Here is a 21,475-nt window from a genome sequence, read left to right as displayed (position 1 = left end):
AAAACGCGTTGCCGCAAATACCCTCGCGACGTATGGTTTTGCGCTCGTGATCACAGTGGTTGAGCGAGTACTGCCTGCCCGGCTGGGGACAGGATTCCGATGGTTGCTGGCCTCGAGCTGGCTGACGAATCTCGGTGACGGGGTCGCGGCCGCCGCGGGCCCACTGCTGATCGCGACGTTGACCCGCGACCCGCTGATGATTTCGCTGTCGGCCCTGGTGAGCTGGGCGCCGCCGCTGATGTTCAGCCTGTACGCGGGCGTGCTGTCGGATCGGTACAACCGGCGCAGGATCGTCCTCGTCGCGAACGCGGTGCGGGCCGTGGTGCTGGCGGCGCTCGTCGCGCTCATGGTGACCGGCACCGTGACCGTGGCGACGGCGCTGGTCGCGCTCACGCTCCGGTCGATCGCCGAGGTGTTCGCCGACAACGCGACGGCCACGCTGACGCCCATGATGGTCGGCAAGGACGATCTCGTCATCGCCAACGCCCGCCTGGGCACGGGATTCATCACGCTCAACCAGCTCGCCGGGCCGCCGATCGGCGCGGCACTGTTCGGCCTCGGCTTGACCTGGCCGTTCGCGAGCCAGCTGCTCCTGGTGATGGCGGGGATCGTGCTGGTCTCCCGCATCACGTTGCCGCCGCACGGCCGGCAGGCCGACGATCCCAGGCCCAACACCGTACGGGAGCTCATCGCCGGATTCACCTGGACCATCCAGCACGCGGCGGTCCGCACGCTGGCGCTCACCATCCTGATCTTCAACTTCACGTTCGGCGCCGCCTGGTCGGTTCTCGTCCTGTACACCCAGGAGCAGCTCGGCCTCGGCGCCATCGGCTTCGGCCTGATGACCACCATCGGCGGGATCGGCGGCTTGATCGGCACCGGCCTGTACGGAGCCATCACCCGCAAGGTGAGCCTCGGCGCCCTGATGCGGATCGGGCTCATCATCGAGACGTTCACCCACCTGGGCCTGGCCCTGACCCATTCGCCGTGGGTCGCCGGGGGTATCTTCCTGGCTTTCGGCGCGCACGCGTTCATCTGGGGCACGACCTCGGTCACCGTCCGCCAGCGCGCGGTCCCGCGCGAACTCCAGGGCCGGGTGGGCAGCGTCAATGCCATCTGCGTCTACGCCGGCCTGGTGGTCGGCTCGCTGATCGGCGGCGTCCTGGCCACCCGCTTCGGCGTCGCGGCTCCCTTCTGGTTCGCCTTCGCTGGTTCCGCGGTGTTCGTGGTGCTGCTGTGGCGGCAGCTCATGCTCATAGCCCACGACGACTGAGATGTTCGGTGGAGGCCCCTCGCGGGGGAACTTCGGGCTAGGGCTCGGAGGCCACCTGCCTGACGGGGCTGCTCGGACGAGCGGGTGGCAAGCGCGGCGGGCAGGAACACAGCGGCTCCAAGGCCCTCTGCAGCGGGTGGATCACCGTACAGACGGACCCGCGCTCACCCTGCAGGCGGACGACGGTCGCCATCGTGACGGCGATCATGGACTCCGCTTACCGCAGGCTATCCTCAAAGGACACGACATGCTCAAGAAGGCTCTGCCGGCCGCGCTGGCGGCGACGGCCGTCGCCGCCCTCACCTTGGTCCCCGCCGGCCCAGCCGCGGCCGCCACGATCGAGATCCGTCCCGGGCAGATCTCGACCCTGAAACAGTCGAACAGCAAGTTCAACTGCCCGACGAACGAAGTGCTGATCGGCCGCGGGCACCGCGGCGACGAGAACGGCGACACCACGTTCTCCTGCGGCCGCATCTACATCGACAACGTCCAGGTCACGGTGCTCAGGTGGGACATCTGGGGCACCAAGACGGATGAGAACCAGCACGATTACAAAACCCCGGCGAACGAGGCCATCATCGGGATCCGGCACGACGGGGACGAGAACGGCGACACCATCTACTACCACGGTGCGCTGTTCTGGCAGGGCAAGGCGGTGCAGATCACCCCCAGGCAACTGGAGGGCTGGGTCAGGGAGAACAACCACGCCTCCATGGGCGGCACCAACCAGGTGATGACCGGCCGCAGGCACACCGGGGACGAGAACGGCTGGACCCAGTACGAATACGGCTGGATCTCCTACAGCGGCTGATCACGGGAGCCGGGCGGCGGTCCGTCCCCCAGGGGACGCCGCCGCGCCCACCTCATCGGTCTGGTCATTGTCCCAGGTTGGAGCGTTCTTTCAGACGGCGGTCAAAGGGCTGGCGCCGCACCCGAACACAGATACGCATGGACACGGTAAGTAATAGCACCGATACTCATCGTGTCAGAACCTTTGCCCCCCGTGATCAGACCACCACTCTCAGTGCGCGCAATCGCCGGCGTGCCGCGCGCTGTCCGGAGTCGTGGCCGTCTGGGGACAGGACAGAAGGAGAACGATGCAGTCGAAGTGGTTCCTGACCCTCCCCCTCACCGTCATCGCGGCGGGGGCGTGTCTGACGACGACCGCCGCCGCCAGCCAGGCGTCCGCACCGGTCCAGGCGGCCGCCCACCTGTCGGCTCTCCCATCCGGCTACCAGCTCGTCACCCTGCCCAACGCCAACGTCCCCAACTTCCAGCGCCGCACGCTCTTCTGCCCCGGCAACAAGAGGGTCCTCGGCGGCGGCGCCGAGGCCCGCGGCAACAGGGCGATCCTGGTCGGGTCCTTCCCCACCGATGACGGCCGCGGCTGGATCGGCATCGGCCGTCAGGACGGCTACAACGACGTCGGCATCAGCGTCTTCGCGATCTGCGCCGACTGACGTCCGGCGCACCTGGCCCCGGTCGTCCGTCGACCGGGGCCGGCCCATGCCCGGGGCCCGACGGCGCGTGACGACGTTTGCTGGGGCATATGCCGCGTTCCTCTAGGCTGCCTGTGACGAAGCAGGTCACCGGTGCCAGGGAAGGAGCGCCGTCCATGAACGTGCCGGCGGGCGATACCGGGGCATCGTGGACGGCGGACGGCATGCGGCTGGGCCGCCTGCCCGACCTCTCCGACGCGGGGGCGTACGTGGTGGACGACCGCGGGCGGATCGTGGAGGTCACCGCCCAGGCCGAACGGCTGCTGGGCCGCCCCGCCGAGGAGCTGCTGGGCCGGGACGCGCACGACCTGCTGCACCGGGGCAAGTACGGCGAGCCCCTGCCGCGCAGCCGGTGCGCGATGCGGCAGCCCCTCATCGTGGGCGGCAGCGCGCAGGGCGAAGGGGAATGGTTCGAACGCGGCGACGGCGTGCTGATGCGGGTCTCCTGGATGGTCACCCCCTGCCAGCTCGAGGAGGGCAGGACGGGAGCGCTGGTGCTCTTCCACGAGTCACCCGCGCCGGCCCCGTACGAGACGGCCGGCGCCACGGCCTCGATGTCGCAGCTCGACCGGCTGGCCCTGCTCGCGGAGACGACCACGACGCTCACCGCCAGCCTGGACGTGGACGAGACGCTGCGCCAGCTCGTACGCCTGGTCCTGCCGCTGCTGGCGGACTGGGCGGTGGTCGACCTGCTCACCGAGGAGGGCGGGGTGTCGCGCGCCGCCGTCGCCCACTTCGAGGGCGGTCTCCTGACGTACCGGGACGATCTGGAAGGGCCGATGCCGCCCGTTCCCCAGGAGTCGCCGATGCCCCTGTCGCGGGCGCTGCGCGGAGTCACCGCCACGCTCGTGAGCCCGGAGACCTACCAGGGGCTTCCCGACTCGGGCATCGCGGTCGCCCAGCAGGAGCTGTTCCGGGTGACGGGCATGCACTCGGCGTGCATCGCGCCGATCCGCGGCGTGCGGGACGTGGTCGGGGCCCTGACGCTGGGACGTTCCGGGCAGCCGGCGACGTTCACGACCGCCGACCTGCTGCTGGTGGAGGACATCGCCCGCCGGGCGGGCCTGGCGCTGGACAACGCCCGCCTGTACGAGCGGCAGCGGCGGGTCGCCGAGACCATGCAGCGCCACCTGCTCCCCCAGCTGCCGTCGGTGCCCGGGCTGGAGATGAGCGCCTCCTACCGGCCCGCGCCCCGCGCCTCGCAGGTCGGCGGCGACTGGTACGACTCCTTCGTCCTGCCCGACGGCGCCACCGCCCTGGTGATCGGCGACGTGGTCGGCCACGACCTGGACGCCGCCGCCGGCATGGCGCAGGTCTGCAACATGCTGCGCGCCTACGCCGGCGCCGGCCAGGATCCGCCCAGCGTCATCGTGGACCGGCTCGACCAGGCGGTGGCCCGCATGGCCGAGACCACGATGGCCACCGCCGTCCTCGCCCGGCTGGAGCGCCGCGACGACGGCGGATGGCGGCTGCGCTGGACCAACGCGGGCCACCCGCCGCCGCTGCTGGTGGAGCGCGACGGGCGGACCCGCTTCCTGGAGGAGGGCCAGGACCTGCTCCTGGGCACCGGCATCCCCACCGTCCGCGTCGACGCCACCGCCGATCTGCCGCCCCGCTCCACGCTGGTGCTCTACACCGACGGCCTGATCGAGTCCCCGACCCGGACGCTGGACGAGGGGATGTCCCGGTTGAGCCGGTACGCCGCCTCAATGGCCCAGCGGCCCGTCGCGTCGCTGGGCGACGTACTCATCGACCGCGTCCGCCCCGCGGACAACGACGACGACGTCGCCCTGCTCGCGGTGCGCATCCCGGACCACCCCTGAGACGGAGAGCGGGACCCGTGCTGCTTTAGTCGCCCGGAGGCAGACCAAGGTCGGATGCCCTGGCAGGCACGCCGTCCGTAGCTTCAGGTCCATGACACAAGTGAGCACGCCGCTCGCCGGCCGGGTCCACGAGATCGACGCGGTGCGCGGTTTCGCGCTCGCGGGCATCCTGGTGGCCAACATCGGCTTCTTCGCCGACCCCGGTTACGCGGTCAACGGCACTATGCCCATCCCCGACGGGCCCGTGGCCACGGTCATCACCGCCCTCGTGCTGACCAAGTTCTACATCATCTTCTCGTTCCTGTTCGGCTACTCGTTCACGCTGCAGATGCGCTCGGCGGAGCGGGCGGGCGCGAGCGTGCGGGCCAGGACGCTGCGCAGGTGCCTGGGCCTGTTCGTGATCGGCCTGGCACACGGGATCCTGCTGTGGATCGGGGACATCCTCACCCTGTACGCCATGCTCGGCCTGCTCCTGCTCGCGCTGCGTAACATCAGGCCGAAGACCGCCGTCGTGACCGGATCGGTCATCGTCGGCGTGCTGGCCCTGCTGTGGACCGGGCTGGCGTGGCTGTCCACCCTCGACCCGACGGCCGGCCAGGCTCCGGTGGCCGACACCGCGGCGGCGGCCCACACGCTGGCCCTGGCCACCGGCAGCCCGCTCGACGTGCTGACCCTGCAACTGGAGCTCTACCCGCCGCTCGTCGCGATGGTCTGGATCTTCCAGGGGCCGATGGCGCTGGCCATGTTCCTGTTCGGGCTGGCGGCGGGCAGGTCCAGGCTGCTGGAGGAGACCGGGCGGTGGTGGCATCTCGCGCCGCGCGTCCAGTGGATCGGCTTCGGCCTGGGCCTGCCCGGCGGGATCCTGCTCGCGCTGACGGCCGGTGCGGGAGGCACGTGGGAGCTGGCCGGCATGGCGGTGTCCACAGTGACCTCGATCCTGCTGGCCGCCGCGTACGTGGTGACCCTGCTGCGGGTGATCCGGCGTTTCCCCGCCGCCGGGCGCGCGCTGTCCCCGGCCGGACGGGTGGCGGCCTCCAACTACGTCGGGCAGTCGGTGCTGTGCTGCCTGGTCTTCACCGGGTACGGCCTGGCGCTGGCGGGCAAACTGTCGCCGCTCGCCGTGATGGGCGTGGCCCTGGCGATCTACACGGTCCTGCTCTGGCTGAGCGCGCGCTGGCTGCGTACGCACCGCTACGGACCGGTCGAGTACGTCCTGCGCCGCGTCACCAACGGGGCCTGGCGAACCGCACGGTGATGGCCAGGCCGCCTTCGGGGCGTGCGCGGGTGGTGAGGGTGGCGTGGTGAGCTCGGGTGACGGCATTGGCGATGGCGAGGCCGAGACCGTAGCCATCGTGGCGACCGTTTCGATCGGGCGCCAGTTTCTGGAAGGGTTGGAAGAGGCGTTGGATCTGGTCGTCGGGGATGACCGGCCCGCTGTTGGTGACCGTCAGGGCCACCTGCGTGCCGGAGGTCTGCGTGGTGACCTTCACCTGCCCGTCCGCGTGGTTGTGGCGGATGGCGTTGTCGATGAGGTTGGCGACGAGGCTTTCGATCAGTCTCGGGTCCCCGGCCGTCACCGCGGGCGTCAGGTGTTCGGCGAGGTCGATGCCCGTCTCGGCTGCCTGGTCGCGGCGGGCGGCGAGCACTCCTTCGACGACGTGGGCGAGGTCGAAAGTGTCCCAGCGGGTGACGCCGCGCTCGCTGGTGGCCAGGGCGAGCAGCGCCTGGACGAGCCGCTCCTGGTGTCCGCCGAGAGCCAGGGCCTCCTGGCAGGCCGAGCGCAGGGTGTCGGTGTCGGCGTCGGGGTCGGCGAGGGCGACTTCGAGGAGGGTACGCAGGCCGGCGAGGGGGGTGCGCAGCTCGTGGGAGGCGTTGGCGACGAAGTGCCGTTGGGCGTCGAAGGACGCCTGCAGGCGGGCGAACAGGTCGTCGAGAGTGTGGCCGAGCTCGGTCAGCTCGTCCGTGGGCTCGCCGAGGTCGAGGCGCCGGTCGAGGTTTCCGGCGGAGATGACCTTGGCGGTGGAGGTGATGGCGCGCAGCGGGTGCAGGAACCGGCCGGCGACGTACCAGCCGAGAGCCAGGGCGACGGGAATGAGAATGACCAGGGCGACGGCGGACCCCATGAGGAGCTGGGGCAGGCTGATCCCGGACCCGGTTTCGGTGATCGCGCCTGTGGAGGGCTGACCTACCGGTTTGGCCGCGTGGATGCCGACGAGCGGGACATCCACGAAGATGAGCACGAAGACCCCGGCGGCGTAGATGCCCGCCGCGTAAGCCAGCGCGAGCCGCGTCTGCAAGGACCTTCTGGCGAGTTGCGGGGAGGTCATGACGATCCGATGCGGTAGCCGCCTTCGCGGATGGTCTCGATCACGGGCGGGTCGCCGAGCTTGGCCCGCAACCGGTGCATGGTGTGCTTGACGGCGCTGCTGAAGGGGTCGGCGGCCTCGTCCCAGACGCGTTCGAGCAGCTCCTCGGCGGAGATGACCACGCCGGGCACGGCGAGCAGGCATTCGAGCAGGGCGAACTCCCTGGGGCTCAGCTCCAGGCGCCGACCGGCCCGGAACGCGATACGGCGGGCCGGATCGAGGGTGATGTCCCCGCACGCCAGGGTGGGCGGCAGCGGCGGGGTGGCACGGCGGGCCAGGGCACGGACGCGGGCGACCAGTTCGGCGAACGCGAACGGCTTGGGCAGGTAGTCGTCGGCGCCGAGACTGAGCCCGTCGACGCGGTCCTCGATCGTGCCGGAGGCGGTGAGCATCAGTACGCGGGTCTCACAGCGGCCGTGGGCCAGTCGCCGGCAGATCTCGTCCCCGTGGACGCCGGGCAGGTCGCGGTCGAGGATCACCACGTCGTAACGGGTGACGGCCAGGCGGTCGAGGGCCGCGATTCCGTCCAGGACGACGTCGACGGCCATGCCCTCGCGGCGCAGCCCGGTTCCGATGGAGCGGGCGAGGACCTCGAAGTCTTCGACGACGAGGACTCTCACCGCCGTTCACCGCCGGTCGTCGTGCGGGCTGAGCGGCCGGACCGGCCGCCGGGTCGAGGTGCCATGGGTCAACGATGCCAGATCCCCGGTTCCAGCCAGGTCGCAGCGGCTGCGACCCTGCTGGAACCGGGTGCCGCGTACAACCGTCGGCATGAGTTCATTCACGCCCCACCGATCCGGCCAGGACCGTTTCCCGCCGTTGCTGCGCGCGGAGTGGACCAAGTTCCGCACCGCGCGTGGCTGGGCGCTCGCCATGGCGGCCTCCGTACTGGTCACCGTGTCGCTCGGACTGCTGATCGCCGGGGGCGCCCGCACCACCTGCGTGACCGGGAAGGGGGAGGGCCCCTGCCCCGCGCCGCTGGTGGGGCCCGACGGCACGGCGGTGAAGGACAAGTACTACTTCGTGCACCAGCCGCTCAAGGGGAACGGCAGCATCACCGCCCGCGTGTCGGACATGACCGGGCAGATCCGGCTGCCGGACGCCGTACCCGGGGTGCGCAACATCAAGGAGGGAGTGGTGCCGTGGGCGAAGGCCGGGCTCCTCGTCAGGCAGAGCCTCAAGGAGGGCACACCGTACGCCGCCGTCATGCTCACCGGCGATCACGGCGTGCGGATGCAGTACAACTTCACCCACGACGTGCCCGGCGGTCCGCACAACGGCCCCCAGTGGCTGCGGCTGACCAGGTCGGGCGACACCGTCACCGGCTACGAGTCGGACGACGGCAAGGCGTGGACCCAGGTCAGCACGGTCAAGCTGACCGGGCTGCCGGAGACGGTCGAGATCGGGATGTTCGCCACCTCACCTGGCGCCTTGTGGACCATGGCGAAGGCCTTCGCCCAGGCCACCGCCACCTTCGACCAGATCACGCTGGAGGGTGCGAACGGTTCGTGGCGCCGCGACGACGTCGGCGTCTCCATGGAGTCCGACGGCAAGACCCCGCATCACCCGGGCGGGGTCGTCGAGTCCGGGGACAAGCTCATCGTGACCGGGGGCGGTGACATCGGGCCCGCCACGATGGAGGGCGGCCTGCGCGCCGACCTCATGCTGATCGGCGGGGCCGTGGGGCTGATCCCGGTGCTCGTGGGGGCGGTCACGTTCTTCACGGCGGAACACCGGCGCGGGCTGATCAGGACCGGCCCGCCGGCCGCCCCTCATCCGGCGCGGCTGCTGGCGGCCAAGGCCGTGGTGGTCGGCGCGGTCGCGTTCGTGACGGGGCTGGTGGCATCAGGGGTCGTGATCCCCGTCGGCCTGGCGATGTTGCGTGCCAATCAGAACCCGATCCAGCCGCTCACCCTGGCGACCGAGTTGCGGGTGATCGTCGGCTTCGCGGCCCTGACCGCGGCCGCCGCCGTGCTGGCGCTGGGCCTCGCGGCGCTGGTCAAGCGGGGCGTCGTCGCCATCGGGCTGGCCATCGCGCTGGTCGTCGTGCCCTACCTGCTGGCGACCGCGGGCCTGGCGCCATGGCTGCTGATGATCACCCCTGCCGCCGGGTTCGCGATCACGCAGAGCGTCCCCACGTTCGCGCATGTGGACGTGGACCCGTCGCTGATCGGGGGCTACTACCCGCTCCCGCCGTGGGCAGGGCTGGCCGTGACCTGCGGCTATGCGGCCATCGCCCTCGGGGTGGCGATCGCCGTACGCCGCCGGAAGGTGCCAGGTCAGGTTCCGCTCACCTAACGGGGCGGATTGTCGGCCAGCACGCAGGCAACGGGCGGGTCGAGTTCGAGGGTCTCGACCCGCAGATGGGTGAAGCCGGCCTGGGTGAGCAGGTCCTGGAGCTCTTGGGCGGCCCGGACGGTGGTGTCCCGGGTGGCACCGGGGCAGCGGGGCTGGCTGACGAGCGCGATGCGTCCTTCGGGGCGGAGCAGGCGGCGCAGCTCGCTCAGCCGTTCCACCGGGTCGGGCCAGAACCCCACGGAGTTGACGGCGAGGATGGCATCGAGCGGCTCGCCGAAGCTCGGCAGCTGCTCCACGGAGGCGTGCGTGAGGTGCACGCGGTGGGCGCGGACGGCGGCGGCGTTGCGACGGGTGGCCTGCCGGACCATGGCCTGCGAGTGGTCGACGCCGAAGACGTGGCCCCGGGTGGCGCGGCGGGCGAACTCGGCGACGGCGATGCCGGGGCCGAAGCCGATCTCGAGCACCCGGTCGGTGGGCCGCACGTCCAGCAACGACACCGCCCAGATGTTGCGCTGCCGGTTGGAGGGACGATGAGCGAACATCTGGCCGTTCGCCCACCCGACGATGCCCCGGGGGTGGTGCGCCTGGCGCACCAAGTACCTGATCACGCGTTGCTTGAGAGATGTGCCTGCTGTCTGCATGATCGCCAGTCAACGACTTCAAGTGTGCTTGAAGTCAAATGGGTGAGCGGCCGTGCCTACTGGCCGGCTCCCGTGCCCGGATCGCCGTTCCTCACGGGTGGGGAGCGCCCGCTGAGCCAGTCCATCGTCGTACGCCCGGTCCCCGCACCCTCTCGGTAAGGTGCCGGCTGCTCACTCCCACTCGATCTCGCGCAGCGCGGCCACACCCTCGTCCGGGTCGGTGATCACCTCGTCGTCGCCGTCCTCGTCGGCCGGCGAGAGGACCCGGGGAGACAGCTCGATCAGCGAAGCGACGAAGGCCCGCCAGGTCTCCTCGGACAGTGACGACTGGTCGCGGGTGATCAGATCGAGGATCCGGTCCGGGGAGTCCTGGAAGGAGATGGACAGCCGCGCCAGGTGCTCCTCGGATTCGAAATCGAATCGGATCGCGCTGGTGTCCGGCAGATACCTGATCCGGAGCGTGGCGTCGTCGTTCTGGTACGTGTGGTCGACCCAGCGCCATCCTTGGCCGCTTTCGGCCTGCCATCCGCAGCTCTCCAGCCGGACCTGGATGCCGTCGATCAGGTCACCTTGTCCGGGCGAGGTCGTCATGCGTCGAATACCAGCCTTGGTCACTTGCTGTGGCGGATCGCCGCCCGTACGGCCGTGTAGATGACGAACCAGAGAACCGCCAGGGGGATGAGGAACGCGAAGATGATCTCAACTAAACCGATGCTGGGCATGTCCAGAACATAAGGGACCGTGGTTGGAAAACGCTTGACGATCACTTGCCGTACGGCGCGGTCAGATCACCGAGGGCATTCTGGACCGCGGCGAGAAGGTTCGCGGCCCTCAGGTCCGGCACGCCTTCCAGGACGTGGTTCATGACGTAACCGAAGGCGAGACCGGTCGCCGGATCGGCGAAACCGAGCGAGCCGCCGCGGCCGGGGAATCCGAAGGCGGTCGGGGAGTACCAGAACGCGTCCGGCGTCGGGAGGCCGAAGCCGGTGCCGATGCGGACGGGCATCCGCAGGATGCGGTCGATGCCACTGACCTGTTCCGCGGTCGCGGCGGTCAGGGTGCCGGGGGTGAGAATGCGGTGCCCGTCCACCTCGCCGATGAGCGCGGCGTAGAAGCGGGCCAGCGCGCGGGCCGTGCAGATGCCGTTGGTGGCGGGCATCTCGGCGGCCTGCTCCTCCGGCCTGTTGTGGTCCAGCGGGGGCGTGACGACGGCGAGCGAGCGCCTGGTCAACGACGTGGGGTCGGCGAAGGCGGTCATGACCTCGCGCATGGGTTCGGGAAGGGCGTTCAGGTCGATCCGGGCCATGGCCTGGAAGTCGGGCGGGGTGTCGATGATCCGGCTGACCCGGTGCCGCTCGGTTTCCGGCAGCCCGATCCACAGGTCCAGTCCGAGCGGGGCAGCGATCTCGTCCGCGAGGAATGTGCCCAGGCTGCGGCCGGACACCCGGCGGACGACCTCTCCGACGAGCCAGCCATAGGTGAGCCCGTGGTAGCCGTGGTCCGTGCCGGGCTCCCAGTACGGGCGCTGGGCCGCCAGCGCGGTCACCATGGGCTCCCAGGCGATCGCCTCCCGCGGGGTGATCGGGTGGTCGATCGCGGGTAGCCCGGCCTGGTGGGTGAGCAGCCACCGCACCGGGATGTGCTTCTTCCCGTTGGCCGCGAACTCCGGCCAGTACTCCGCCACGGGTGCGTCGAGGTCCAACTCGCCCCGCTGGGACAGCAGAAGGGCGCAGGTGGCCGTGACGGCCTTGGTGGTGGAGTAGACGAGCTGCAGGGTGTCGCGCTCCCAGGGGCGGCCGGTGCCGGGGTCGGCGATGCCGCCCCACAGGTCGACGACCTTCCGGCCGTGCAGGTAGACGCTGACCGCGGCGCCTGTTTCCGGCTCGCCGGCCAGATCGGCCGCGAACGCCTCACGTACTGCTTCGAATCCCGGTGCGGTCTCTCCGCCGATTTCGGGCATGCGTCATCGCCTTCCGTGCTGATGGGGTTTGGGGAACGGTTTTAGCCGCGCCATTTCCCGACGAGCCAGGCGCAGATCTCCGGCTCGGTCATCTCGGGAAACTCCTCGCCGAACGTGGCGAGCGCGCGTATGGCCTCGTCCCGGGTCAGGCCGCGCGACCCTGCTTCCTTGAGGTACTCCTGACGTGCGAGGGAAGGACGGCCTCCGCCCGCGCCGCGGCCGGGCAACCCCTCGCGCCACCGCACGATCTCCGCCAGCCGGTCGGACCGCCAGCCCGGAGCTCCGTCGACTTCGACGTCGGGCAGGGGGAACGGGTGATCGGAGTCGTCCGAATAGCGGCTGCGCCACTTGTGCACCGCATGACGGCTCACGCCCAGGGCCTCGGCGATGCCGAGGACACCGAGGTAGCGCTCGATCATGGGTGCACCTGCTTGTCTGTGCGGCCTCCTTCGCGGATTTCCAGTACTACCACGGCCGACGCGGAGATCTCCCCAACGTCGTCTCTAGCGAAGACAACGTTAGCGCGCCGAGAGAAACCTCGTCTACAAGAGAGACGAGTTTTTCGAGAGCGAGCCATCGGGAGCGGCGCAGAACGCCATCGGGCCGGCCGAACCGCTGTGCTAGGCTTCGAGCCGACTTCTCACCGTTGGGCTTTCCGCCTCGCCAACCAGCTTCACCCGGGTCCCGATGACACGGGGAAGGTGGAAGTCACCCACTACATCCTGGAAAAGGGTGTTCTGTGACGGTGGCGACGCGTGTCAACCCTCCTGCTCATTTGCGAGCTTTCGGGCATCCGGCCGGGGTGAGCGCTCTCGGACATCAGCGGCCCTGGTCCGCGTCGCCACTCCAGCAGACGGTTCTCCTCAGGGAGGTCTCCGGAGTGCCGGAATTCAAATCCGCCGGACAACCGGTCACGCGGCGTCCGTGGCTGGTTCTCGCGATCATGTGCATCGGCTTCTTCATGTCGTTGCTCGACGGATCCATCGTCAACGTCGCCATCCCCACACTGATCCACAGCATCGGCGCCTCCTACGACCAGGTGCTGTGGATCATCGACGGCTACCTGCTCATCTTCTCGGTGCTGCTGATCACCACGGGGCGGCTGGGGGACATCTTCGGATACCGCCGGGTGTACGTGATCGGCATCGTCGTCTTCACCGTCGCCTCGGCACTGTGCGGGCTGGCCGGCTCACCATCCCAGCTGCTGGCCGCCCGGCTGCTGCAGGGATTGGGCGGGGCGCTGCTGTTCCCGCAGGTCATCTCGTCAATCCTGACGATCTTTCCACCGCAGCTAAGGGGCCGCGCATTCGGCCTGTTCGGCGCGATCGTCGGCTTCGCCCCGATCGTCGGCCCGGTCCTCGGCGGCTTCCTGCTGGCCCACCTCGAGTGGCGCTGGATCTTCTTCATCAACGTCCCCGTGGGGATCATCGCCGCCGTACTGGCGCTGACCGTCGCGCCGCCCATGCGCCCGTACCGGCGACACCGGCTCGACCTGGTCGGCGTCGCGCTGGCCACCGCCGGGCTGAGCGGCATCGTGTTCGGCCTGATCGAGGGAGAACGCTACGGCTGGGGCACCATCACCGGGCCGATCAGCATCCCCTCGGTCATCGTCGCCGGCGTCGCTCTGCTGGCGGTGTTCGTCGTCTGGCAGCACCGGCAGCGCGAGGAGCCCCTGATGCCGCCGGCCCTGTTCGGCGTGCGCAACTTCGCCGTCGGCAACGGGGTCGGGTTCGTCTTCCAGCTCGGCATGATCGGCATCATGTTCGTGGTGGTGCTGTACCTGCAGATGGCGCGCGGGTACTCGGCGCTGGAGACCGGTCTGGTGGTGCTGCCGAACGCCGTGCTCACCGCGGTCGGCTCGGCGTACGCCGGGCGGCTGTCGGACACCTTCGGCGGCAAGTACATCCTGATGACCGGGATGACGCTGCTGGCCGCCGGCCTGCTGGTGCTGGTCGCCATGACCGGACCCAGCAGCAGCGCGTGGAGCCTGCTGCCCGGGCTGACCATCATCGGGCTCGCCGGCGGCGCCACGTTCGCGCCACTGCAGCAGGCCACCATGGACGGCGTCGATCCCCGGCTGGCCGGGGCGGCCTCCGGCGTCTCCAGCACCATCCGGCAGATCGGCGGCGTCCTGGGCACCGCCGTGCTGGGCACCCTGCTGTCGGCCCGTCTCTCCTCGACTCTGCGCACCGAGGCCGAGGAACGCGCCGGTCAGCTACCGGAGCATCTGCGCGCCCGGTTCATCGACAGCAGCACGGCCGCCGCGCACCACTACAGCCCGCCCACGCCGCCCAGCGGCCTGAACCCTGCCACGACCAGCCTGTACGAACGCGTCACCGCCGACACGTTCGCCGCCGGCTTCGTCAACGCCATGCAGACCACCCTCGTGGCATGCGCCATCGCCCTGGTGGCCGCCACCCTGCTCTGCTTCTTGTTCAGCTCACGCAAGGAGGCGACGACCGAGCCCGCCCAGAACCGGCAGGCCGAAACCGCACCACAGGACTGACCCCGCGATGACAATGGTCGCGGTCCGACGGCCGCGACCATTGTCGCTCCGTCGTCCGTCACCCGGTGCGCCCGCCCGCCCCGGTCGGCGCGGTGCACGATCGCCCGGTTCGGGTGGTCTACTTGATCACATGGCGCTGAAAGAGTTCTACCCGCCGATCGAACCGTACGACTCCGGTCTGCTCGACGTCGGAGACGGCAACGAGATCTACTGGGAGAGTTGCGGAAACCCGGCCGGCAAGCCCGCCGTCTTCCTGCACGGCGGCCCCGGCGGCGGCATCCTGCCCGCCTTCCGCCGGTTCTTCGACCCGGCCGCGTACCGGATCGTGCTCTTCGACCAGCGCAACTGCGGCGCCAGCCGGCCGAGCGCCGCGGACCCGGGGGTGTCGCTGCGGCACAACACCACCTCGCACCTGGTCGCCGACATGGAGCGGCTCCGCGAGCACCTGTCCGTCGACCGCTGGCTGGTCTTCGGTGGAAGCTGGGGCAGCACTCTCGCCCTCTCGTACGCCCAGGCCCACCCCGACCGTGTCACCGAACTCGTGCTCCGCGGCATCTACCTCGTCCGGCCCTCCGACGAGGACTGGACGTTCACCTCCGCCGGCGCGGCCCGCCTCTTTCCCGCCGAGTGGGCCGCGTTCCGCGACGCGATCCCCGCCGACGAACGATACGACCTGATCGCCGCGTACGGCCGCCGCATCGGCGACCCCGACCCTGCCGTCCATCTCCCGGCCGCCCGTGCCTGGATGGACTGGGAGTTCTCGGCCAACACCCTGCTGCCTGTCGACCCGCCGGAGCTCGACGACGGCGCTATCCTCCTTTTCGCCCGCATCACCCACCACTACATCAGCAACGGCGGCTTCCTCCCCAAAGAGGGCCTCCTGGCGGGCGTCGACCGCATCCGGCAGATCCCCACCGTGATCGTCAACGGCCGCTACGACATGAAGACGCCGCCCGACCAGGCATGGGATCTGCACCAGGCCTGGCCCGAGGCCGAGTTCCACCTCGTCGAGGACGCGGGCCACGGCGGCGCCGAACCCGGCACCCGACACCGCCTGATCGACACCACCGACCGCTTCCGCCAACCGTGACGGCCACGCCGTCCTCGCGACTGCGGCGGCCCAGTGGGCGGGTCGCCGGGGATCGCGGGGCCGGCCGGCCACTTCGCGCCCTCGCCGCAAAGCCGCCGCAGCGCCTCGCCGGGCCCGTCGCGGTGACGCCGCGCTGGTCGACCGCATCATCGCCGAGCTGCGCCGCCTATGAGCCCCCAAGCGCCGTGCCATACCCGCGTGCGCAAATGCCCTGCCCACAACCTTGATGACCGCCGCCACGATGATCAGCCGATGCCCCTCGATGCGGTAGGTCTCCAGTTCCCGTCCTGGCTGGAGCGGACCTTCGGCCTGCGCCCCGCCGACGACCCGGCCGCGCGAGCCGAGCTCGGTGACTGCCTGGTTGGAACGTCTGGGGTCGTTCGTTCGTCATCCGAAGTGTGACGAGCTCTTCAGATCCCGACGAGCGGCTGCGCGTGGCGGCCGCCCGAACGCACCGTGCCGACCACCTGCGGCGCCAACACGCGGCCACCAAGGAGCAGATCCAGCAGGCCCACCTCACCCTGACCGACCTGGAGAAGGACCTGTCCAAGGAGGAGGCCGACGTCACCCGCCTGGAAGGCGGGCTGACCGCTTTCCTGGCCCGCCTGGTGAGCCAGCGCGAGGAGCGGCTGGATCGCGAGCGTGCCGAGGCCGCCGCCGCCAGGCAGCGGCTCGACGGCCACCGGGCCCGGCTGACCCAGATCGAAGCGGACGCGCGGGCGATCGAGGCCGAGCTGGCAGGGCTCGCGACGGCCTCGGAGGAGTACGAGAAGCTGCTGGCCGAGAAGGAGCGGCAGCTCCTCGCCCGTGGTGATGCCCGCGCCGGCGAGCTGACGGACCTCGGCGTCACCCTCGACCGTGTCTCGGCGGAGCGGCGGGAGCACACGGAGGCGTACCAGGCCGGGCAGGCTGCACTCCACGCGCTGGCCCAGGTGCTCGGCTACCTCGGCTCGGCCAAGGGCGCCTCCACCTGGGACCTCTTGGGCGGCGGCCTGATCGCCGACGCCGTCGAGCACAACCGGCTGCGCTCCGCCGACGAGGCCGCCTGGCACGCCCAACGGGCCCTGGACATCTTCTCCCGCGAACTCGCTGACGTCGGCGTCTCCGCGCGAGCCCGCCTGCCCAAGGTGGACACGCGGTGGTTCGTCGACACGCTCTTCGACAACATCATCACCGATCTGATGAAGCATCAGCGCATCGAGAACACCCGCGCCGAGGTCGAGCGGACGGCCCGATGGGTCCAGGGCGTGGGGACGCACCTGCGGCACCGCGACGCCGAGCTGTCCAAAGAACGAGAGCGACTGCTGGCCAGGCGCGAGGAGCTGCTGCGCGGTTGAGCCGTCCGAGCGGCGCCGGGACCGGCTTTGCTGAGCCGGGATCACCGAGAGCGAATCCGTACGTTTCACGAGCTTCGCCTACGTCGTCGGTTTCCTTCGGCCACGAAGCCCCGCTCGGCACCCTCCATGATCTGTTCCGGCTGGGTAAGAGGTTGTTTTCGAACCTCCGATGGGGTCGGGCTGCACCCGGACCGCCAGGGCTCAGCCCAGCGCGTCCATCAGGGCGAGGACATAGGCGTCCAGCCGCTCCTCCACGGATCGCGTCGTCAGCTCTGTTCTGCCTGCCTCCCGCCATGGCTGCGACACCGACTGCACTTCTTCTGAGCTGGCAAGCGCGTCCCGCACCTGCCAGTACAGCCGCTCGCTCGCGGCCGCGGCCAGCACACCGCCGGCCTCCTGATACGCCTCAGCGAACCGCAGACCCCACGCCGGTCCGTGCAGCAGCGCGAGATTGGTGGAGCAGTGCGCCACGTCGAGATCCGCCGGGCCCCACGAGGTCGCGGCCCAGTCGACGACGCCGGTGATCCGGGCACCTGCCGGGCTTGGGGGCGACATGGCGAACAGCACGTTGCCGGGCTGGAAGTCCCGGTGCAGGAATCGCCCTTCATAGGGCGGCGCCGGCTTGCGGATCACGTCGATTGCCGCGGCCCATGCCGCCGCGTCGGCGCCCTTCGGAACCACGACGGTGTCGGCGGTCGTCAGCGTCACATACTTCCGGGGCCGCTCGGCGGGCCGCAGCGCATGGATCGCCGCGAGTTGACGGGCCAGCAGAGGGACGCGTGTCTCCACTCCCTCATCGTCGAGGACCGTCCGGCCCGCCAGATGTGTCATGAGGAGCGACGGATACTCGCAATGCGCGGCGGTTGGATCAACCGCGACCAGTCCAGGAGCCGGCACGTCGGTCCCCGTGAGCAGGGTCAGGGCGCCGGCCTCCCTGTTCAGCCAGTCCTCGGCGTACTCCATGTTGACGAAGGTCCGCAGCACCAGGTCACGGGTGCCTCCGTGCCGCGTGCCGATGGTCAGCCTCCGCATCTCGGCAGTGATGCCGCCGTGCAGCGCCTCGGTTTTGACTATCCGTTCGCCGACCTCCAGGTGCCGGCTCACCCAAGCCAGTGTCAACGGTCGGACAGCCGCCTCGTCGTGGTTGATCATCGTGCCATCTCACCATCCCGACGGCTGCACCCGCCAAGGCTTTCTCGATCAGTGCGTGAGCGCCGCTCGATGAGGTGCCAGCTCGCCGTCAGGTGCGGTAGCGGCGGGCGGCGGTGTCAGGGCTGACATCCAGAACTGCGCCGATCTCGTCCCAGGTGGCGCCGGCCGCCCGATCGGCGGCGACGGCCGCGGCCAGGACGGCGCGGGCCTGAGCGAGCAGGGGCAGCGCGGCCGCGGCGTAGCCGGCGATCGGCCCGGATTTCCAGCCAGTCTGCTGGGTGGGCAGGGCGAGGTCTTCCGCGTACAGGTCGAGGGCCAGCTTCCCGGCTGCCTGAGCGAGGTGCTCAGCCTGGTCACGGAGATGACGGCGCTGCTTGCGGGTGTCGTCTTGGCGTTGGTGGCGCTGGGTGATCGGGCGCCAGCGCCTGGCGCGGGTCCTGCCGAAGTCCCACCGGCAGGCGTCGGAGCAGTAGGTGCGGGGCCGCCCGCCGCGGCCGGTGGGCGAGGGCAGCGGTGCCTCGCAGTTCAGGCATTGCTCGGTTCGAGATCCCATGAGGGGCGCTCACTAAGGGGTTTCGTGGCCGTATGGCTGCGGATCGGCCTGTCTCGTTTGCTGGGTTCCGAGGCAGGCTAGCCCGCAATCGCGCGGTCACGAAACCTTGCTCCAGGACTTCCTGGCGCGGGCGCTGCGAGTGAGGCGGCGTGTCATCTGGCTGATCGCCGACCAGGTGATCATGATTTCGCTGTGCTGCGGCAGTCGCTCGTGGTCGCGGATGTTGCGGCGGGCGCGCAGCACCCATGACAGGCTGCGTTCGACTACCCAGCGCTTGGCCAGCAGGACAAAGCCCTGGGCGCCGCGCGGCCGGGAGACCACCTTGACGGTGAGGTCCAGGAAGGTGCGGGCCCACTCGATCAGCGATCCTGCATAGGCGGAGTCGGTCCAGACCAGGGTGATCTCGGGGTGGGTCAGGCGCAGCCGGAACAGCAGTTCGCGGGCGCAGTCCCGGTCGGGGGTGTCGGCCGGGGTGACCATGACCATCACCTGAAGCCCATCCGGATCAACCACAAGATGCCGCTTCCTCCCATTTATCCGCTTTGCTGGGTCAAAGCCGCGAGTGGCCTTGCTGACCGTTTCCGACCCCTTCACCGACTGCGAATCGACGATGAGGGTGACCGCACCCGGGCAGCGCCCCCTGCGCAGCCGGATCGCGCGGCGTAGCTGATCGCGAATCTGGTTGACCACGCCCTGCCGTGCCCAGCGCGCGAAGTGCCCGTAAACCGTGGCCCACGGCGGGAAATCCGCCGGGATCGCCCGCCAGGTGCAGCCGTTCGCTACCAGATAGCGAATCGCGTCCACCACATCGCGGCGATCGTGCTTCTCCGGCCTGCCGCCGCTGGGCGTCTGGCAGGCCGGGACCGGCAGCAGCCGCTCCAGCAGCGCCCACTCGGCGGCGCTGGTGTCGGAGGGGTAGCGGCGCGGGCGCATCGCTCAGCCTCCGACCGGAGCGCTGCCGTTGGCCAGCAGGTCCAGCGTGGACTGCAGGCTGGTGGCCTGGGCCAGGACGAAACGGGCCCACTTGTCGTCGGGGTACTTCATGGCGTGCGGGGTGATCGTCCCGTCCAGCAGCCGGCTGATCCGTGTCAGCGCGGCCGCGAACTGTGACTTCTCATACGCCACCCAGTCGGCGGAGTCGGCAGGAAACCGATAGCCACCCTTGGGCGTGTAGATGAGCGGGGTCAAGTGCTCGCGCGCGGCGACTTCCTTGATCCACAAGATGCCTTTGCGGACCTGATAGGGGCTCAGCCCGGTCGCGGCCACGAGCTGCCGGGCGCTCAGCCCGGCCGGGCGCGCTTCCATCAGCGCCATCCGCACTCGCTCGCCACACACGTTCGTCGGCAGCCTGTCCCGCCGCCCCCGTGCAGGCGTGGAGGAGGCCATCGCGGGCTCACTCGCCCCGCAGTAACGCGGCCAGACCCTCATCCAAGGACAGGTCGCCGGTATCGATCGCCTGGCCGATCCATTCGGTCGCGCCGCGTACCCGGGCCAGGTTGGCGTGCACCCGCTCACGCTCTTCGTCGGTGAAGGAACGCCCGCGCAGCGTCGGCACGATCCGCCCGGCCGACGCCACAAACGTGGCGCACGCGCCGACCAGGTCGATGTACTCCCGGCTGTGGCGCACCTGCTCGCGGGCCCGCTCGATAGCCACTTTGGTCGGCTTGGGCACGGCCTCCAGCCGCTGCGCCGCGATCCGGTGGGAACGGTCGACCTGAGCCCGGTTGACCAGGTGCATCGCGGTCTGATCCTCGACAACCTCCGACACCACCTGCGGCTGGCGCAGCAGATCAGTCGCCACCTGGGCCGCGACCTTCTCATCCTCCAGCAGGTCATGGACCTTGTTGACCTTCTCCTGCACCGTCGTGGGACGGTTGACCCGCTGGCCAACCTCCCGCTTGGCCGCGTCCTGCGTCCACCGGTGGGTCTTCGACTTCTCGTGCCAGGGCGGGTCGAGGATCTTGGCGAAGCGCACGTCCTCCTCCGCGATACCGGCCAGCGCCTTGTGCACGACGTACGACACACCGTGCTGGCGACGCCCCTTGGGCCAGCGAGAGGCCACCCACCGGTTATCGAGCAGGGTCGCCAGCGGCATGTCCAAATCCTCGGCGTACTGGGCCAGCGACTGCCGGACACCGAACGGCTCCTCCCCGGGGCCGGCGTGCGACCCGCCGCGCTGGCTGATCGGCTCGATCTCCAAGGCGTGATCGCCCAGCTGCAGCTGTGTTCGCCCCTGGACGGCGAGCTGCTCCAGCCCGTCGGCGACCAACTGCTCGTACCGCTCCTGCGTCACCTTCCCGATCATGGTGGCCATCGCGCCCCTCCTCGCCTCCGGCACCCCCAACGAGTGCTAGCGCGAAGTCTCCACCCGCACACAATCGGTGACAATGCCCTGGTTGCAGACTTATCCCCACCCCGCCATACGAGGACAATTCGCAATCAACGATCCGAAGAGAACGGCGTCACGGTGACGCTGTCCTCACCGGCTCTGCGCCGCCGCCAGCCCGCAGTCCGGCAACGCGGCGAGCAATAGATCGTGCCCACCGGATGATCCACACCCTCCAGCCACGACCGCGAGCACTCCGGACAAGCGATCGTCCGCTCTGGCGAGGCGTTCTGAATCACCTCAACCTTGACCCGGATCCGCAGCAACAGCCACCGCTGCCGAGCCCGGCACACATCCGAGCAGAAGACCGCGTCCCGCCGCATCCACCCAGGCAGGCAAGTCCCACAGGCCGGGCAACACCGACCGTCCGTCACCGGCACCCCATCAGACTGCTCCCGGCCTCAGCATGACCGCCAGCACCCGAAAGGTCACGACCGCCACACTCACTCCCACGTCCTAGCCCCTCCGTACCCCCCTCCAGGGGGCGAGGGTGTGTCCAGTCAGTGGTGTATCTCGATCTTGATTTGTTCTATCGGGTGGTCGGGGTCAGGCGGCCTTCGAAGGTGATGGCGAAGGCGTTCAGGGCGGCTT

20 protein-coding genes and 1 pseudogene are annotated in these 21,475 nt (G+C 69.9%); 9 read left to right on the top strand and 12 right to left on the bottom strand.

The features are described 5' to 3' along the window. Positions 1 to 103 precede the first annotated feature (103 nt). The 5 genes from ACWDRB_RS65125 to ACWDRB_RS65105 all read left to right on the top strand — a co-directional run bounded on the left by ACWDRB_RS65125 (position 104) and on the right by ACWDRB_RS65105 (position 5,850). The gene (locus tag ACWDRB_RS65125) at positions 104 to 1,273 is read left to right on the top strand and encodes an MFS transporter (protein ID WP_449912143.1); all 1,170 of its coding nucleotides are present in this window, start codon (positions 104 to 106) and stop codon (positions 1,271 to 1,273) included. Positions 1,274 to 1,520: 247 nt separating this feature from the next. Beyond that, entirely contained in the window at positions 1,521 to 2,084 is a 564-nt protein-coding gene (locus ACWDRB_RS65120; protein WP_449912141.1) for a hypothetical protein, read from the top strand. 286 nt (positions 2,085 to 2,370) lie between these two features. Beyond that, entirely contained in the window at positions 2,371 to 2,733 is a 363-nt protein-coding gene (locus ACWDRB_RS65115) for a hypothetical protein (RefSeq protein WP_363985474.1), read from the top strand. Between the two features lie 155 nt (positions 2,734 to 2,888). After that, entirely contained in the window at positions 2,889 to 4,595 is a 1,707-nt protein-coding gene (locus ACWDRB_RS65110; RefSeq protein ID WP_449912139.1) for a SpoIIE family protein phosphatase, read from the top strand. A gap of 91 nt (positions 4,596 to 4,686) precedes the next feature. Next, complete coding sequence (locus ACWDRB_RS65105) at positions 4,687 to 5,850, top strand: DUF418 domain-containing protein (RefSeq protein ID WP_449912138.1); 1,164 nt, start codon at positions 4,687 to 4,689, stop codon at positions 5,848 to 5,850. On the opposite strand, the gene ACWDRB_RS65100 is transcribed toward ACWDRB_RS65105, so the two are convergent. Then, positions 5,819 to 6,922, bottom strand: a complete 1,104-nt coding sequence (locus ACWDRB_RS65100) for a sensor histidine kinase (protein ID WP_449912136.1) — start codon at positions 6,920 to 6,922, stop codon at positions 5,819 to 5,821. The genes ACWDRB_RS65105 and ACWDRB_RS65100 overlap by 32 nt on opposite strands. Beyond that, positions 6,919 to 7,581 (bottom strand): response regulator transcription factor, encoded by a 663-nt coding sequence (locus ACWDRB_RS65095; protein WP_350730873.1) that lies wholly within the window; start codon positions 7,579 to 7,581, stop codon positions 6,919 to 6,921. Before ACWDRB_RS65095 ends, ACWDRB_RS65100 begins: the two co-directional genes overlap by 4 nt. 151 nt (positions 7,582 to 7,732) lie before the next feature. Here ACWDRB_RS65095 and ACWDRB_RS65090 point away from each other — a divergent pair, with 151 nt between their 5' ends. After that, on the top strand, positions 7,733 to 9,259 hold the full coding sequence (locus ACWDRB_RS65090) for a hypothetical protein (protein WP_449912134.1): 1,527 nt from the start codon (positions 7,733 to 7,735) through the stop codon (positions 9,257 to 9,259). Here ACWDRB_RS65090 and ACWDRB_RS65085 read toward each other — a convergent pair. From ACWDRB_RS65085 to ACWDRB_RS65065, 5 genes are all read right to left on the bottom strand, one after another. Further along, the gene (locus ACWDRB_RS65085; RefSeq protein WP_449912133.1) at positions 9,256 to 9,867 is read right to left on the bottom strand and encodes a class I SAM-dependent methyltransferase; all 612 of its coding nucleotides are present in this window, start codon (positions 9,865 to 9,867) and stop codon (positions 9,256 to 9,258) included. The genes ACWDRB_RS65090 and ACWDRB_RS65085 overlap by 4 nt on opposite strands. A gap of 204 nt (positions 9,868 to 10,071) precedes the next feature. Continuing rightward, the gene (locus ACWDRB_RS65080) at positions 10,072 to 10,491 is read right to left on the bottom strand and encodes a hypothetical protein (RefSeq protein ID WP_449912131.1); all 420 of its coding nucleotides are present in this window, start codon (positions 10,489 to 10,491) and stop codon (positions 10,072 to 10,074) included. Positions 10,492 to 10,511: 20 nt separating this feature from the next. Beyond that, positions 10,512 to 10,667 carry a hypothetical protein gene (locus ACWDRB_RS65075; protein ID WP_449912129.1) on the bottom strand — a complete coding sequence of 52 codons (156 nt, stop codon included), beginning with the start codon at positions 10,665 to 10,667 and terminating at the stop codon, positions 10,512 to 10,514. Then, positions 10,664 to 11,860: a serine hydrolase domain-containing protein gene (locus ACWDRB_RS65070; RefSeq protein WP_449912127.1), complete on the bottom strand. Its 1,197-nt coding sequence runs from the start codon at positions 11,858 to 11,860 to the stop codon at positions 10,664 to 10,666. Before ACWDRB_RS65070 ends, ACWDRB_RS65075 begins: the two co-directional genes overlap by 4 nt. 41 nt (positions 11,861 to 11,901) lie before the next feature. Further along, complete coding sequence (locus tag ACWDRB_RS65065) at positions 11,902 to 12,279, bottom strand: helix-turn-helix domain-containing protein (RefSeq protein WP_350730880.1); 378 nt, start codon at positions 12,277 to 12,279, stop codon at positions 11,902 to 11,904. Between the two features lie 461 nt (positions 12,280 to 12,740). Here ACWDRB_RS65065 and ACWDRB_RS65060 point away from each other — a divergent pair, with 461 nt between their 5' ends. The 3 genes from ACWDRB_RS65060 (at position 12,741) to ACWDRB_RS65050 (ending at position 16,793) form a co-directional block, all read left to right on the top strand. Continuing rightward, positions 12,741 to 14,366 (top strand): DHA2 family efflux MFS transporter permease subunit, encoded by a 1,626-nt coding sequence (locus ACWDRB_RS65060; RefSeq protein ID WP_449912126.1) that lies wholly within the window; start codon positions 12,741 to 12,743, stop codon positions 14,364 to 14,366. Between the two features lie 136 nt (positions 14,367 to 14,502). After that, positions 14,503 to 15,456 carry a prolyl aminopeptidase gene (gene pip, locus ACWDRB_RS65055; RefSeq protein ID WP_449912155.1) on the top strand — a complete coding sequence of 318 codons (954 nt, stop codon included), beginning with the start codon at positions 14,503 to 14,505 and terminating at the stop codon, positions 15,454 to 15,456. A 398-nt stretch (positions 15,457 to 15,854) separates the two neighbouring features. Continuing rightward, entirely contained in the window at positions 15,855 to 16,793 is a 939-nt protein-coding gene (locus ACWDRB_RS65050) for a hypothetical protein (RefSeq protein WP_449912124.1), read from the top strand. A 201-nt stretch (positions 16,794 to 16,994) separates the two neighbouring features. Here ACWDRB_RS65050 and ACWDRB_RS65045 read toward each other — a convergent pair whose 3' ends face one another. The 5 genes and pseudogenes from ACWDRB_RS65045 to ACWDRB_RS65025 all read right to left on the bottom strand — a co-directional run bounded on the left by ACWDRB_RS65045 (position 16,995) and on the right by ACWDRB_RS65025 (position 20,812). Beyond that, a complete protein-coding gene (locus ACWDRB_RS65045) occupies positions 16,995 to 17,945 on the bottom strand; it encodes a phosphotransferase family protein (RefSeq protein ID WP_449912123.1) in 951 nt (316 codons plus the stop codon). A gap of 88 nt (positions 17,946 to 18,033) precedes the next feature. Then, entirely contained in the window at positions 18,034 to 18,498 is a 465-nt protein-coding gene (locus tag ACWDRB_RS65040; protein ID WP_449912121.1) for a hypothetical protein, read from the bottom strand. A gap of 105 nt (positions 18,499 to 18,603) precedes the next feature. Continuing rightward, positions 18,604 to 19,431, bottom strand: a pseudogene (locus ACWDRB_RS65035) (IS5 family transposase); the annotation flags it as partial. Positions 19,432 to 19,434: 3 nt separating this feature from the next. Beyond that, on the bottom strand, positions 19,435 to 19,812 hold the full coding sequence (locus tag ACWDRB_RS65030) for a hypothetical protein (protein WP_449912120.1): 378 nt from the start codon (positions 19,810 to 19,812) through the stop codon (positions 19,435 to 19,437). A 79-nt stretch (positions 19,813 to 19,891) separates the two neighbouring features. Continuing rightward, positions 19,892 to 20,812 (bottom strand): DUF6192 family protein, encoded by a 921-nt coding sequence (locus tag ACWDRB_RS65025; RefSeq protein WP_449912118.1) that lies wholly within the window; start codon positions 20,810 to 20,812, stop codon positions 19,892 to 19,894. Between the last annotated feature and the right edge of the window lie 663 nt (positions 20,813 to 21,475).

It is taken from the genome of Nonomuraea sp. NPDC003707 (genome assembly GCF_053587055.1).
This window is presented reverse-complemented; position numbering and strand designations above follow the sequence as displayed.